Here is a 15,715-nt window from a genome sequence, read left to right as displayed (position 1 = left end):
GCCGTTCCGCTGAGACGAACAGTACGCCCCCACGGCACCGCTGGTCAGGAATCGAGTCGATCGTGATCGCATCGGCGCATAGCGAGCCCGCGCCGAGCGGCCGGATCCCGCGGCCGCCGCAGAACCCCCAGGAGCAATGTTGAGCACATCCGTCCTACCGCAGCAGTCGCAGTCGCGTGACTTCCCGCTGCTGCGGAGCACGCCGCGGGACAGCCTGCGCATCACCATCCAGGACACGCCGAAGGGCCCGGTCGTCGAGCTGACCGGCTACCTCGACCTGGCCACGACGCCGATGCTGAAGGCGGCCTGCACCGAAGTACTGCGCGGCTCCACCGACCAGCGCGTGGCAGCCGATCTGGAGCACGTGTCCTTCTGCGACTGCACCGGCATGAACACGCTGCTGCACATCCACCGCCTGGCGCAGAAGAACGACGGATGGCTGCGGCTGTGCGGGGCCGGCGCGACGTTCCACAAAGTACTGCGGATCACGGGCCTGGCTCCGATGCTGCGCTGCTACGCCAGCGCCGCGGATGCGTTCAGCGACCGGGCGGAATAGCCGAGGGGCCGCCGACCTTGCCTGTACGCATGCGAGTCTTCCGGACCTACGCCCGCGTCTACGCGGACAACGTGGACGCGGCGCTGACGCCCCTGCAGGCTGTCACCGGCGAGCCTGTCGCCACCCGTTTCTCGATGCCGAACGGCTTGGAACTGGCGGCCGTCGGCAGGGTCCTGGTGGTGGCCGGCGACGAGCAGACACTGGAGCCGTTCAGGGCCACGGTGGCGACTCTCATCGTGGACGATCTCGACGAGTGCCTGCGGCGCCTCAGCGAGACCGGAGCCCAGATCGTGCGCGGCCCGCAGGAGGTGCCCACCGGCCGGAACCTCACGGCCAGGTTGGCCGGCGGCGTGCAGATCGAGTACGTCGAATGGGATGAGGCGCAGTGGGAGCGGGCTGGAGGCAGGCCGGCTTGACCGGTTCTCCGGACCATGAGGGCCTTCCGGCCGTCGGCGTGCGAGTCTGATCGCCGCACACCGAGCCGGAAGGCCCTCACTTGTTTCAGGACCGCGTTAGCTCACTGCACCACCGACCAAACGAACGTGGCGGTGCCGGAGACGCCCACGCTGTCCTTGGCCGTCACCGTCACGGTGTACGTCCCCAGCGTGGTCCCGCTGCCGGAGAACGTGCCGTTGCCACTGATGGAGATGCCCGGGGGCAGCCCGGTTGCCGTGTAGGTGAGTGTCTGCGCGCTGTTCGAGTCCACGGCCTGCATCGGGAAGGACACTGCCGCGCCCTTCGGGCTGCTGTAGCCGAAGGGGTTGACCACGCCGACCGTCTCCGCGCCCGGCACGCCCGAGTTCGGCGTGACGTTCGCGCTGATCGCGGTGTTCGCCGACGACACCCCCGCGTAGGAGGCGCCAGCGGCGACCTGGCCGGTCAGCGTGTTCGCCAGCGAAGTCGAGCCAGTCAGCGGCAGGTTGTTCGACGCGTCGCCAACCCTGATGGCGTAGGTGCCAGCGTGTGCCTCCCACTGGTTGTCGGTGCCGGACCAAGAAGCCAGGTTGTGAACCGTCAGCGGGAAGCTGACCTGCGTGCTCTGCCCCGGGTTGAGCATGACGCGCTGGAACCCGGCCAGCTGGTTCGGCGGGTCCTGACTGGCCGCCGGATCACCGACATACATCTGCGCCACCTCGGCCCCGGCCACCGACCCGGTGTTGGTCACCGTCGCGGTCACCGTGGCCTGCCCGTTGGCGTTGAACCCGCCGACCGCCAAGTTGGAGAACGCGAACTTGGTGTACGACAGGCCGTATCCGAACGGGAACGCCGGGGTGATGTTCTGCGACTGGTACCAGCGGTAGCCGATGTTCACGCCCTCGCTGTAGATCGGCCCCGTCGGCGTCCCCGGCCACTGCGCCGTGGTCTGCGCCGGAACCTGCGACAACGACGACGGGAACGTCACCGGCAACTTGCCCGACGGGTTCGCTTGACCGAAGATCAGCGCCGCGACGGCAGCGCCGGTCTCGCCGCCGCCGTACCAGTTCTCGAAGACGCCGGCCACGTTGTTCAGCCACGGCATGACCACCGGCGAGCCGCTGTTGATCACCACGATGGTGTTCGGGTTCGCGGCGGCGACATCCGAAATCATCGTCTCGTCCGTGGCGGACAGGTCGAGCGTCTTCAGGTCGCTCTCCTCGCCCTCGGGCGCGTTGACGTAGATGATCGCGTCCGTCGCGGCCTGCGCCGCGGCCACCGCTTGCGGGATGTTCGTCGTCCCGTTGTCGTTCCCCTGGGTGTACGTGACCTTCACGTTCGGCCCGACCGCGTTCTGGATCCCGGTCAGCGGCCAGATCGTGTTCGCGCTCGTCACGGTCCCGCTGCCGCCGCCGGCGATCTCGACGCCGGCGCCGCCGTCGGTGCCGATCACCGCGATGGACTTCGCGCTGCTCGGGTTCGGGTTCAGCGGCAGGATGCCGTTGTTCTTCAGCAGGACCGTGCCCTCTTCACCGAGCTGCAGCGCCGTCTGCTGGTGCGCCGCGGAGGTGACCGTGTTGGACAGGGAGCCGCTGGCCGGGTTGTCGAACAGGCCGAAGGCGAACGCCTGAGTCAGGATCCTGCTGACGGCCGCGTTCACCGCGTACTGGCTCAGCGTCCCGGCCTTGACCGCGTTGGCCAGGTCGGTCGGGATCGAGCCGGGGAACGGCATCCCGATGTCCATGCCGCCGACTTCGGAGGCGACGTTGTTGTAGTCGCCGCCCCAGTCGGAGGTGATGTAGCCGCCGTAGTTCGCCGCGTCGTCGAGACCCTTGATCTGCATGTACGAGTTCTGACACGACGCGCTGCCGTTGACGACCGCGTAGGAGCACATGAACGAGGCCGGCGCGGACTGCGCGATGGTGGACTCGAACGGAGCCAGGTACAGCTCCTGCAACGCCTGGTTGCTCACGGTCTCGTTGTTGCCGCCGTTCGGGTACGTCTCCTGGTCGTAGGCCGCGACGTGCTTCACCATGGCCTGAACGCCCTGGCTCTGCAGACCCCGCACCTGCGCCGAGGTGATCTGACCGGCCAGGAACGGATCCTCGCCGTACGTCTCATACGTCCGGCCCCAGCGCGGGTCGCGCACCATGTTCGTTGTCGGCCCGAGCGAGACGTTCACGCCCTTGCCCGCGAACTCGGCACCCATCGCGGTGCCCTCCTGCTGGATCAGCGCCGGGTCGAAGGTGGCAGCCGCGGATTCGCCGTCGGGGTAGGCGGTGACCCCGCCGGTCCCGTCGCCGACACCGGTCGGGCCGTCCTGCATGTTCATCGGCGCGATGCAGAGGTTGGGGATGCCGGCGACCTGGCCGATGTACGACGAGCCGCCGTCGCCGGAGAGCAGGGTGAACTCCTCGGACTGGTCCATCGTGTTCAGGATCTGCTGCACCCGCTGTGCGACCGGCGCGGTGGAGTTGAGCCAGGGGCAGACGCCGTTGCCGCCGTTGCCGTTACCGCCGGAGAGCGGGGGCACGCTGGTCAGACCGTAGACGTCGAACTCGAAGATCGAGTCGCCCCACTGGGTCGCACGCTTCGTCGCGTTCACCCGGATGTAGCGAGCGGTCGCCGAGAACGTGAACGACTCGCTCCCGCCGGTCGCGGTGGTCGTGGAGTAAACCGTGTTCCAGTTCGCGTTGTCGGTCGACACCTGGATCTGGAACGCCGAGGCGTAGGCCGCCTCCCATGACAGCGCGGCGGCGCAGATCGAGGTCTGCGAACCGAGGTCGACCTCCAGCCACTGCGGGTCGCTGTACGCGCTCTCCCAGCGGGTGCCGGGGTCGCCGTCGGTGGCCGCGGAGGCCAGGTTGCCGGTGGCGGAGTACGTCGAGGACGCCGTGGTCGGCTGGCCGAGCGCGAGGTCCTGATACCCGCAGTACTGGGTCGGGCCGCCGCCTCCGCCGCCGTTGTTCGATCCCTGGGCGAAGGACAGGAAGTGCAGGTTCCAGCCGCCGGCGTCCTGGGCGACGATGAGCGTCTGCGCACCGGCCGCCAGCGTGACGTTCGCGGTGACCGTCGTCCAGGTCTGATACCCGCCGGTCGCGGGAACGGCGACCGCGCCGCTCAGATTGGCGCCGGAGGAGTCGGCGACGTGCAGCGCGTCGCCGACCGCCGCCGGGGCGGAAACCCGGAAGCTGACGGTGTAGATGCCGCTGGTGGCCACCTGGACCGTGTAGTTGAACCACTGTCCCGCGTTGGTCCAGCCCAAGTCGTAGGCGCCGCCGGGCGGACTGGTGTCCTGGGTGTCGGCGGTGTTCTCCAGGTCTATGCCATCGGAGCGGTAGCTGTTGGCGGTGCCATTGCCCGCCGCTGTGTTGTACGCGACGCCTTGGCCGCCGGTGTCGTAGTTCGCGACCTGCACCGTGCCGGGCACCGGTGCGGGTGTCCCGCCGAACGGCTTGTCGCCGCTACCGCCGCCACCCCCGCTGGTGGTGAGAGTGAACGACATGTTGTGGAAGTTGAAGCCGTTCGAGTCCTGCTTCACCGTCAGCGTCTGCGTGCCGGCCGGCAGAACCAGGCTGGCCGTGACCGTGGTCCAGGTCTCATAACCGCCGGTGTTGGGAACGGCGACCGCACCAGTGAGGTTGGCGCCGGAGGAGTCAGCAATGTGCAGCGCGTCAGTGAGCCCATACGGCGAGGACAGGCGGAACGCGACGCTGTACGTACCCGCTGTAGCGACGTTGACCGTGTAGTTGAACCACTGTCCCGGCGTCGTCCAACCGACGTCATAGGCGCCTCCGGCCGGCGTGGTGCCCACCGTGTCGGCGGTGCTCTCCAAATCGATGCCGTCGGCGCGGTAGCTGTTGGCGGTGCCGTTTCCGGCGGCGGTGTTGTAGGCGACACCTTGCCCGCCGGTGTCATAGTTCGCAGCCTCGACCAGACCCGGCAAAGCCGCCGCGGTCCCGCCGAACGGGGTCCCGGCAGCGGCGTGCGCCTGGCTGGGCAAACCCGCCAGCGACGCGGCGAACAACGCCCCGGCCGCCAGCAGGGTACGGAAAACCGGCCGTGGTCTGGACGATCCCGGCCTGGACGACCGTGGTCGACCGCGTGCGGGCGTGGACCAGCGCGCGGGTGTGAGGAGCCTCATTGCTGTCCCTTCAGTCCCGGAAGATCCCACAGATGGCAGCAGCCATCGGCTGGTGCGTTATCCGTGCGAAGTAATCAGGGAGGGCGCCCTCGTTCGGCTTGAATATTGCGCGCGGGTTAACCACTGTCAATGAAGAACCGGTTCCGGAACCGATCCCGGAACCGCATCCGTTACCGGTTCCGGGCGATCTCTACCACTCGGAGGGCCAGCTGGGGTTCCGCGGATCCACGACGTCCGGCAGCCCCATGTCGTGGGGCTTGATCAGGTACGCGACGCCGCCGGAGCTGTACCCGGGCTTTCCGTTGGCCTTCGTGAAGTTGGTCCGCAGCCACACGTTCTCGAACGTCCGCCGCGGATACACCGTGTAGACCCCGGCGTCGGTCTGGGCGGCCGGGTCGTTGACGATCACGTCGCCGGTGTCGGTGAACCCGATGACGAGCCACAAGTGCCCGTTGCTCGCGTAGTGGCCGTTCTCCGCCAACGTGAACGACTGCGCAGTCACGATCGGGAACCCGGCTGCGATGAGTACTTCCAGCTCGGTCATCGAGTTCAGTCGCACGACCATCGCGTCCAGCCCGTACGAAGCCGCGTAGGCGCAGGTGAACGGCCAGTTCCCAGTACCCTGATACCCGTAGTCGTAGCTGTACCGCGCCGCCTGGTCCACCGCCGGGTCCGCGTAGCTCGGATCGATCCAGGACATCTGATCGGCCGTGGGGGCCTTGCCCCAGTACTCGACCACCATCTCCGTCGAGGTCGGGCTGCACCACGCCTCACCGCCACCGCCGTACACGGGGTACTGCCCGTCGTGCACGTACTGCGCGTACGGCTTGACCGGCAGGGTGATCCCCGTGGCGGGTCCAGGCGTGCTGGCCGGCACCGTGGTACGCGTGGGGACGTCGGACGCGGCCGCGCCGATCTGCCAGACGCGGGGCGTCACCGGCGAACCGGGGTGGCGCAACAGCGTCAGGCGCAGTTGGTAGGCGCTCATCGAGTGCCCGGTTTCGGAGCTCCAGGTGTCGGTGTCGATCTCGCCGTAGGCGTTGATCTGGCCGTTGACCGAGGTGCGTATGAGCTCGCTGTCGTCGAACGTCCAGATGCCCATCACCCAGGTGTCGAGGTGGCCGTCCTCCATGGTCGCCAGGAGTTCCACCTTCAGGAACGTGCCCTTCGGCGTCTCGGCGTTCCAGTGCGCGGTCAGCTGCGTCGCGCCGAAGTCCAGCCGGCGCAGCGGGGAGGTCCAGGTCGCGTACTCGTACTGCGTGGTGGTGTTCAGATAAGGGTCGGTGTAGGAGGTGGTCCCCACCGCCTCCGCGATGACGACGCCCAACCGCGGCCCCGGCAACGCCAGCACGCCGTCGGACTCCCCGCACTGGAAGTCGGACCACGTGGTCCACCGGTCGAACCGGACCCGTGCTTGGTCAGTGTTCTTCACCGCACCGGTTCCCGCGGCCGGGTTCTTCTTACCGTTCGTAGTCGCCGCCGCGGACGTCGCTGCCGCCGCCGTCCCGGCTCCCGCGACCCCCACCGCCCCCACCAGCGCGGCGCCGACGACGGCCCCGCTGGTGAGCACCGCCCGCCGACTCACCGAACCGCCCGTGTCCCGCTGATCCGATTGAGTGCTCGCTGACATCTGTCCTCCAAGTCCCCGCGCCAGAATGTCGCCACCGTGCGGGGCGCGCTTGTTCCCGCACGGTGTGTTGAATCATGTTGAATCCTAGCCAGTTGGCATGATCGGAAGGGAGTCAACGTCGAATCATGACGGATACCCGCCAATGATCTTGGAATTCGAGGCGAGGCCGGTCGGTGCCTACGACGTCAGGTGCAGCGCGACGGCGGCCAGCCGGATGTTCCCGGCGATGCCGGGCGGCAGCACCAGGCGCAGCTGGGTGGCGGTGACCGGCTGGCCGGGCCGGGCGGGGTCGGTCACGAGGTGGCTGCGGGACGGCTGGTCGCTGACCAGCCTCGTGACGGGCTGCCAGGGTTCTGCCGGCGAGGTGCGGATGTCCAGGCGGGTGTCGCGCAGCCAGGCTTCCGGGTGTGCCGGGTCGTCCCAGAGCGAGATCGCGTTGAACGTCACCGGGGCCGGGAAGGTGAAGAGCAAGCCGTAGGGCGGGGTGTTGGAGGCGCTGGCCGCGGTGTCCTCGACGACCGAGTCGCGCAGGTAGGGCCGGGGCATCGGGGCCGGCTGGTAGCCGGCCGGTACCGGGTTCGGCGCGGCCGGGGTGGGGACGCTGCCCATGCCGGGGATGCTGGGGTCCAGGGCGACCGCCGTGTTCGCGGGGTACAAGTTCGGTCCGGTCAGCGGGGCGACGGCGTTGCCGGGGTCGGTCACGGCGGTGACCGGTGCCGTCGGCGCGGCCAGGAACTCCCGGCGCATGTCAGGGGCGTTCGATCGGACCGTGGTCGACCACGCGGCCTGATAGCCCGGGCCGGTCAGGCGCTCCAGACGGCCGAGCCAGGTCCCGACCAGCAGGTCGCCGTCGGGCAGCCAGCGCGGGACCGGGAGGCCGCCGAGGTCCGCGGTGAACACCGGGGTCAGGGTCGGGTCGAGCACGGTCAGGTTGCCCTGCTCGTCGCCGAAGGCGACGCGGCCGTCGGCGGCGACGTCGAGATGGTGCGCCACGTCCCGCGCCGGGTAGCAGCGGTCCAGTGCCCAGCCGGTCGCCGGGTCGTGCCGGTAGCGGCACACGCGCGTGTCGTAGACGGTGATCAGGCCGCTGCCGTCGGGGAGCCAGGCGAGTTCGTCGGCGCGAGTGGTGAGCACGGCCCGGAGTTCGAGGGTGGCGGTGTCGAGGATGAGCACGCGGCCGTCGTCGTTGCTCACCGCGACCGCGAAGCCGGTGCCGTCCGGGCTGACCGCGACGCCGGTGGCCTTGCCGTTGCCGGTGGTGAGCGTCGTGGACAGGTCGAGCTGGTAAAGCGGCGCGGCCGGGGCCGTGCTGCCCGGGGCGACGTTGTAGGCACTGGCCAGCAGATTGTCGACGACCAGCAGCGTCTTCGCGTCCAGCGCGGCCAGCAGGGCGGTCGCGGCGCGGCCCGGGTGCGCGGTGTGCGGATCCCGCAGCCACCAGGCCTGGGACCAGCGCGGCGTGCCGTCGGCGTTCCAGACGGCCAGACCGAGGTTTCCGGCGCTCGCGATCCAGGAGCCGTCCGGCGCGGCGGCGAACGCCGGCGGGCGGCCGTCGGTCAGGCCGGTGCTGGTGCGGTCGAACCAGCGCGGCGTGGTGCCGTAGAGGTCGAAGCGGCGCCGCACCGCCCCGCTGCCGGGATCGACCAGGTGCAGGCCGAACTCGGCCGGCGCGGTCAGATCGGCGCCGACGACGGCGACGCCCTGCGGGAGGGTCCGAGGCAGATAGCTGAACTGATGGCCGACGCGGGTCTGCCAGCGCTGGGCGCCGGTGGCCAGGTCGATCGCGAACAGGTTGCCGTCCCAGTTCGCCGCGCTGAGGACGGCTGACGCGCCGTCGGCGGTGAGGGCGATGCCGGACAGGTGTGCGCCGAGGCGCTGGGCCGCCGGTTGCCAGTCGGCGCCGGGTGTGGAGTGCGGTGCCGGGGCTGCGGTGGTGGCGATGGCCGCGGTGTCGGTCGCGGCGCTGTCGCCGGATGTGAAAAGCGGTGCCGGGGCGACGGTGGTGGCGATAGCTGCGGAGGTGATGGTCGTGCCGAGCAGGCTGCTCGTAGCCGCGGCCGCGGAAGCCCCGCCGCCGCCCGGGCCGGTCAGCAGATCCATCGGCGCGCCGCCGGAACCGACCGTGATCCCGCCGTCCGCGGTGCCGGCCTGCCCGGTGATCAGCTCGACCGCCTCCACCGTGATCTTCCCCCGGGCGTTGACCGGCACCGTGAACACCCCGTTCGTCGGCGCCTGGACGGTTCGCTCCCACAGCACGTCCAGACTCGCGTCGAGGACCCGCACCCGCACCGGCAGCGGCACGGTTCCCCCGGCGCCGGACCCGCCGACCACCGACACCGCCCAGTCGATCTGCGCCGGGCCCGAACCGCCGGAGCTGAGCACCGGCCCGGCCGACACCGACACGCCGGTGATCGGGCTCGGCAGTACCGCGAGGATCGCCGCCGGCCAGTGCCGCAGGTCGATCGGCACCGTGCCGTCCGCGTCGGGGAGGAGTTGCGTCCCGCCAAACACGTCGTAGACGACGGCGCCGGCGGCCAGCGCGGGCAGCGTTACCCGCGCAGGCAGCGGGGCACGCACCGAGTGCAGGGTGTCGGCCCGCCGGAAGATCGCGTTGTCCACCCCGAACGTGCTCGCGTCCGTGCTGAAGATCGAGTTGTTGACCGCCAGCACCAGGCGAGCCGCGCCCGCCGTGCGCTCGCTGGTCAGCACCTGCGGGTCGGAGGCGGTCGCGTGCGTCGTCCCGATGACGCCCGCCAACGCCGAACGCAGAGCACTGACATTGGCCATCGCGATGCCGGTCCAGCTGATCGGCTGGTCCACCAGGACGTTGTCCAGGTTGAAGATCGCCGAGTCATCGGTCAGCTGCGCGAACGCGTTGTCCACGGTCCCGGGCCACAAGGTGTAGCTCTTGCCGAAGCTCAGCCCGAGCGAGGTGCTGCCCAGGCCCGCGACCACTGTGTCGAGGCAGCCGTCGCCGTCCTCCGGGAAACCGGTGTCGCCGGGCGACGTGCCGTCGTGGAATACCTTCACCCCGGCCTGCTGGGCGGCGGCCAGTGCGGCGCGGACCTTCGGGTCGAGCTCCACCCGCTCGTTGACCAGCAGCACGGCCGCGTAGTCGGTGATCGGGCGGACCCCGGGCGTGCCCAGGTCCTCGACGAACACCAGGCTCGCCGGGATGTGGGCGTAGAGCAGCGAGAGGTAGGCCTCGAAGACCCGGCCGGTGTGCCCCGGCAGGCTGCTGTGCCAGCGCTGGACGGCGAACTGGCGCCGGCTCAGCAGGATCGCCACCGGGTCGGCGGATCCGAACGCGCAGACCCACTCCCCGTACTCGTGCAGCACCTCGCTGAGCACGCGGAACATGCCGGGCAGCCCGGTGCCGAGGTAGCGCGGGTCGGGGAGCTGGTCGTACTGGCGCGCCCAGGGGATCATCTGGGTGTAGAGGCTGGCGTTCCCGGCGGCCGCGTGGCCGCTGCTGCCCGCTCCGCGCAGCAGCGCCTCGAAGGCCTGGCCGAGCACCTGGTCGCCGGTACCGCTGTCGTTGTAGCTCTCTTCGTGCAGGACCAGCGCCTTGCCCGGGCGGCGGCAGAAGTCCGTCCAGAACGCGGATCCGAGCATCAGCGGGTACTGCTCCTGCTGGGACTGGAGATCCACCTCGTCCGCCTCGGCGAAGGACTCCGGAGGGTAGAAGAACGCCTGCGTCGGCGGTCCCGAGTGCGCGGCGACCAGGTCGGCCCGGCCGTAGCCGGCGTCGGCGGCGGCGAGCAGCTCCTTGCGCAAGGTGCGCGCGGCCGACGGCACGTGCTGCACGGCGTGCGCGAACCATATGGCGAGGATCTGCCGCCACTGGCCGTCGGCCCGGGTCTGGAGCAGCGCCGTGTTGTAAGCGGGGATCGCGGAGTCGAGGGAGGAGGGGTATTTGCCGGGTGCCGGCAGTCCGGTGGGCCCCAGCTCCTGGTTCCACCAGTTCGCGGCCCAGTGCCAGCCCTCGAAGGCCGGGTAGCCAGACAGGATCCGGTTCGTCCAGGCCAGGTTCTGGAACCGGGTGCTCAACGGGTCTTGGGTACCGAGCATCGTCGCGTTGTACTCCGGTAGCGGCAGCGAGGTGTCGTTGGTCAGCAGCACGCTCCGCACGCCGACGCCCTGCGCGCCGTATCCGCAGATGATGTCCAGCATCGCCGGCAGTGCCCAGATCTTCGCCGGGTCCACGGCGTGGGAATCGGTGACGAGCCGGTTCGCCGTCGTGGCGACGGCCGTTCCCGACGGGTCACGGTCATAGCTCGGGTCGGTGGGGTCCAGCAGCGCCAACCCGCCCTGCTGGTCGGGCAGCCGGTCGACGACCAGCGTCCAGCCGAGCCGCCGGGCCCGCTCCAGGTGCGCGGCCGCGGTGTCGGCGGCGTCGAGGTAGTCCGCGCCGGCCGGGCCGACGAACACGCCGGCGTTGGCGGGATAGGTGCCCTGGAGGTCGCCGAACCACACCCGGCGGAACCCGCTCGGCGGCCGCCCGGAGCCGAGCTCGATCGGCTGGGCGGCGACCGTGAGGTCGGCCGCGGTGGTGGTCAGCAGATAGCTCCCGGTCCGCAGCAGGGCGCTGACCGAGGCGGGCACGGTGACGGTGACCGAGCCCGTCGTGGGGACGGTCAGAGTGCTCTGCGCCACGGTCACCGGGCTCGCCCCGGACACATCGTCCAGGCGCAGCACCAGATCGCGGGCCGCGCTGGGCGCCGGACGGACGGAGACATTGACGATGATCGGCTCCCCGACGGCATACCGGAGCCGGTTGAAGGGTCGCGGATCAGGGCTGGGCGGAAGGCCGGTGAAAGCACCGTGATAGTACGTCTCGGTACTGATGCTGACCGAGCCGGTCACCCCTGGCGGACGGACTTCGATCACGCGGCGCAGCCGGAACTCGTCCACCAGGCCGGTGCGCCAGGGGCCGGTGTGCGGCGCGAGCGTCAGTTGCATCAGACCACTGAGATCGGCGGGCACCGCGATCTGGAACGTCGTGGCATCGGTCTGGCTGACCGCCAGCTCGCGATGGTCCTGCGCGCCGACGGAGCGCACCCACGCCTTCCAGCTCGGCGCGGGCAATGCGACGTCGACACCCGGTCCGAACCTGTTGACGGTCAGCGTGGCGGTCACGCTTTCGCCCGCGGTCCACGCCGCGCCGATGTCCTGTTCCGCGCCGAAGCCGGCGCTGACCACGTCGTGCCGGCACAACACCGACCGCTCGAAGGCGATCGATCCGGAGGACGCCGGGTCGGGCAGCGCGAACACGCCGTAGAGCTCACGGTCCTGGAAGCGCTGCAGGAGCGCCTGTCCGCCGACGATCCGCAGTTCCTTGTAGGGCGCGTCGGCGGCGGACGGGGCGCCGGACGGCAGCGGCAGCGCGGTCGCGGGAGTGGTGCCGTCGTCGGGGATGCGGTAGACGGCGGCGCCGGTCGGCGCGAGGAGGTAAACGTGACCGGTATCTGCGATGTCGAAGCCCCCGGACACCCCGCCGTGTCCGGGGGCGGCTGTGTTCTCGCCGATGGTCTGGCGCATGATCGAGTTCAGCACCCCGCCGGTGCTCGGGTCGTCGACCCGGTCCCAGAGCACGGTGCCGCCCGAGTCGACCTTCGCGAGATGGTTGATGTGGTGCGTCGGGTCCAGCACGACTTTGTAGAGCACGTAGAAGACCGGGGCGGGGGCGTCGGCGGTGCCCGTCTCGCGGACGCGGAAGTCCAGCACGAGTGTGGTCGCGTCGTGCCCGAACGGCAGCGGGACCGCGGTCAGCCCGGTGAGCTGCTCGGTCGGTGGCGCGCCGATCACCTCGATCTGGGCGTGCGGCGTCACCGGAGTGTCGACCCCGTCCCCGACCCCGTACTGCGCGAGCGCGTAGAACCGCCCGCTGACCGCGCCCGCCTCCACTCGGTAGCCTCCTCCGCCGCCGGCGAACTCGCCGGTCACCCGCGCGATCGGGTCCGGCGCGAGATCGGGCCCGTACATCCACACCTCGGTGGGCGTGCCGTAGTTGCCGAGAGCGACGTACCCGCCCGCGTTCCCGGTGGCGTAGGTGAAACCCTCGCTCCCGTCCTTGCTGCCGAGGATGACGTCGGTGAACAGCAGGTGCTGAAACCCTTTGCGCGTGGTGCCGTCCAGATTCGTCCGCAGGAGGTACATCGTCGGGCCGCGCTCGGCGATCTCGGTCGAGACCAGGTACACGTCGCCGTCCCGGCCCACGCTCAGGTACGCGTACCGGCAGGCGAAGCCGGTCCCTTCGCGGCTGATCACTCGTTCCATGGTGTAGGTCATCGTCCCCGTACCTCTCTGCGCGGCCCGCTCCCGTTGCGGGTCACTTTCAGGCTAGGAAGCGGTGCGGGGGTCGGAATCCGTAGGACTACGCGCTTTGAGCTACTTCGGTTCGTGGCGGCTGTCCCGTGTCAGGCGCCCGCGCCGCCGTCGACCGGGACGATCGCGCCGGTCACGAACGAGGCCCGGTCGCTGAGCAGCCACGCGGCCGCCTCGGCGACTTCGCGGGGTTCGGCCATGCGGCCCAGCGGCGTCGCCGCGGCGCTGGCCGCGATGATGCCGGGAGTCGCCGCCTCCCACTGCTCCATCATCTCCGTGGCGGTCCCGCCGGGGGTGATGCCGTTGACCCGGATGCCCTCCGGTGCCCAGGTCACCGCCGCGGTCTCGGTGAGGCTGTTGAGCGCGCGCTTCATCGCGGCGTAGGCGGGCAGCGGAGGCGTCGCGCGGCGGCTGCCGATGCTGGAGGTGTTGACGATCGCCCCGCCGCCGCCGCGCCGCATGAGCGCGGCCTCGGCGGACATGGCGGTCCAGTGCCCGCGGAAGTTCACGGCGAACTGGTCGTCGATGTCCTCATCGGTGGTGGCGTCCAGCGGGCCGGGCTGGTGCTGGACGATCGCGCCGTTGTTGAACGCGCCGTCGAGTCGTCCGTGCAGCTCCTCGACGCGGTCGACGGCGGCGCGGACGCTCGCGCGGTCGGCGAGGTCCAGGGTGACCGCGTCGGCAGTGCCGCCGTCGGCGCGGATCTCGGCGACGACGCGCTCCAAGCCGTCGGTGCTGCGGGCGGCGAGTACGACGGCCGCACCCTCGGCGGCGAACAGCCGGGCCGCGGCCGCGCCGATGCCGCGGCTGGCGCCGGTGATGAACACGACCTTGTCGGCGAGGAGGCCGATCGGGCTGGCGTTCGGGCTGGCGTTTGTGCTGGCGTTCGGGCCGGCGTTCGGGCTGGCGTTTGTGCTGGCGTTCGGGCCGGCGTTCGTGCTGGTGGTGGTGCTGGTGTTCGCTGTCATGCCTCCACGGTCGATCCTGCCCGGGACCGGATCCAGGCACAGCCGGTACCACGATCCGCCGCTGGAAAACGCGCACACTGGGGGAATGGACAAGCAGGAGCTCGGGGCGTTTCTCCGCAGCCGGCGAGAGCGGCTCCGGCCGCAGGACGTGGGCCTCCCCTCGGGGCCGCGGCGCAGGACTCCGGGGCTTCGCCGCGAGGAGATCGCGGTGCTCGCGCACATCTCCACGGAGTACTACGTGCGGCTGGAGCAGGGCCGGGCGCCCAGGCCCTCGGCCGAGGTCCTCGCCGGGATCGCCGGCGCGCTGCGCCTCACCGACGCCGAGTCCGACCACCTGCACGTCCTCGCCGGCACCGCACCGGCCCGGACCGGCCTGCACCGCCGCGACGTCCGCCCGAGCATCCTCGCCCTCCTCGAACGGCTCCCGCAGACCGCCGGGTTCGTCATATCCGCCGCCTTCGAGGTCCTCGCCTGGAACGACCTGGCCGCCGCGCTCATGGAGGACTTCGCCACCCTCGCCCCGCAGGACCGCAATCTCGCACGCCGGGCCTTCCTCGGACCGGAGCACGCCGACGCGAGGCCGTACGGCATCTCCGACGCCGCCGAGTTCCGCCTCCACGTAGTCATGGACCTGCGCGCCACCCTCGCCCGCTACCCGGCCGACCCCACACTGACCACCCTGGTCGACGAACTCCGCGCCGCCAGCCCCGACTTCGCCCGGCTCTGGCAACGCCACGACGTCCAGGCCCCCCCGACGCTCACCAAGACCTTCCAGCACCCCGTCGTCGGACCGGTCACCGTCGACTGCGACACCCTCGCACTCGCGGATCGCGACCAGCACCTGGTGCTGTTCAGCGCCCCACCCGGATCCCCCGGCGCCGAGGCCCTGGCCCTTCTGAACGTCCTCGGCACCGAGGTCGGCGACTACCTGCGGTAGCGCCGCGACCGGCGACACTTCGTGGTCCGACGCGCCCGGATGCCGCAGATGGAAATCTGCGTGAATCAGGGCAGAGTCGAAGGCCTCTGACATCCCCTGACATCCCCGAACCCGGCGCTGATCTTCGATCGTCGAGAGGTTCGACCACTCTGCGGCCCAAAACGCAAAATCCCAGCTCAGTAGCCTGAACTGGGATTTGCTACGGGTGCGCCGCCAGGGACTTGAACCCCGAACCCGTGGATTAAGAGAGGCTTGAACGGAGATCGCTGGTCTCAGTCGTCTGGATCTGCGGATCGATGGTGGGCGGGGTGGGAATCGCGACAAAGTGCCGCGATCACTCGCCCGCGCAGGTTCCGATGGCTACCTGCGACGCTAAAGGCTCACTACATGCTGGCCGGGAAGGCTGTTGCTGGATCACCTGCGCGATGGAGGCCGGGCTGCCAGGCGCCGGCGTCGCGCCGACCTGAGCCGCGCCGACGGATCAGACCTGTGTTACGGAATCGGTCTCGCCGCTGTCCTGCACGCCGGGCCGGGGTACATTCGCCAGCACCCAGGCGATGAACCGCGGCGCGGCGGTGTCGACCAGCATCGTTTGTCCGGTCCAGTAAGCCCAGTTGGCCGGGGAGAAACCATCCCGATATGCGAGATCGCCGACCGGGTCGAGTCCGGCGCTCGCCTCGACCTCGCAGGCGTCCCAGAACCGCAAGTCGACCTCCGCGGTCATGCCAAGCCGCTTGGC

Annotated in this window: 8 protein-coding genes; 3 read left to right on the top strand and 5 right to left on the bottom strand. The window is 70.4% G+C overall.

The features are described from left to right. The first annotated feature begins 136 nt into the window (after positions 1-136). Both ABH935_RS28565 and ABH935_RS28560 read left to right on the top strand, forming a co-directional pair. Positions 137-556, top strand: coding sequence for an STAS domain-containing protein (locus ABH935_RS28565; protein ID WP_370381020.1), 420 nt, complete (start codon positions 137-139; stop codon positions 554-556). A gap of 29 nt (positions 557-585) precedes the next feature. Beyond that, on the top strand, positions 586-972 hold the full coding sequence (locus tag ABH935_RS28560) for a VOC family protein (protein WP_370381019.1): 387 nt from the start codon (positions 586-588) through the stop codon (positions 970-972). A gap of 101 nt (positions 973-1,073) precedes the next feature. Here the strand turns inward: ABH935_RS28560 and ABH935_RS28555 are convergent, their stop codons facing one another. From ABH935_RS28555 to ABH935_RS28540, 4 genes are all read right to left on the bottom strand, one after another. Next, the gene (locus tag ABH935_RS28555; RefSeq protein ID WP_370381018.1) at positions 1,074-4,973 is read right to left on the bottom strand and encodes a glycoside hydrolase family 3 C-terminal domain-containing protein; all 3,900 of its coding nucleotides are present in this window, start codon (positions 4,971-4,973) and stop codon (positions 1,074-1,076) included. 331 nt (positions 4,974-5,304) lie between these two features. Continuing rightward, positions 5,305-6,744: a C39 family peptidase gene (locus tag ABH935_RS28550; RefSeq protein ID WP_370381017.1), complete on the bottom strand. Its 1,440-nt coding sequence runs from the start codon at positions 6,742-6,744 to the stop codon at positions 5,305-5,307. Positions 6,745-6,921: 177 nt separating this feature from the next. Continuing rightward, positions 6,922-13,035 (bottom strand): hypothetical protein, encoded by a 6,114-nt coding sequence (locus tag ABH935_RS28545; RefSeq protein ID WP_370381016.1) that lies wholly within the window; start codon positions 13,033-13,035, stop codon positions 6,922-6,924. 128 nt (positions 13,036-13,163) lie between these two features. After that, complete coding sequence (locus tag ABH935_RS28540; protein ID WP_370381015.1) at positions 13,164-14,039, bottom strand: SDR family NAD(P)-dependent oxidoreductase; 876 nt, start codon at positions 14,037-14,039, stop codon at positions 13,164-13,166. Between the two features lie 85 nt (positions 14,040-14,124). Here ABH935_RS28540 and ABH935_RS28535 point away from each other — a divergent pair, with 85 nt between their 5' ends. Next, positions 14,125-14,976, top strand: coding sequence for a helix-turn-helix transcriptional regulator (locus tag ABH935_RS28535; protein WP_370381014.1), 852 nt, complete (start codon positions 14,125-14,127; stop codon positions 14,974-14,976). 481 nt (positions 14,977-15,457) lie between these two features. Here the strand turns inward: ABH935_RS28535 and ABH935_RS28530 are convergent, their stop codons facing one another. Continuing rightward, positions 15,458-15,700, bottom strand: a complete 243-nt coding sequence (locus tag ABH935_RS28530) for a hypothetical protein (RefSeq protein ID WP_370381013.1) — start codon at positions 15,698-15,700, stop codon at positions 15,458-15,460. Positions 15,701-15,715: the final 15 nt, after the last annotated feature.

Origin of the sequence: Catenulispora sp. GAS73, from assembly GCF_041262085.1 — a bacterium.
GTDB lineage: Bacteria > Actinomycetota > Actinomycetes > Streptomycetales > Catenulisporaceae > Catenulispora.
Note: the sequence above shows the minus strand (reverse complement) of the source record. Positions and strands in the feature narration are given on the sequence as shown.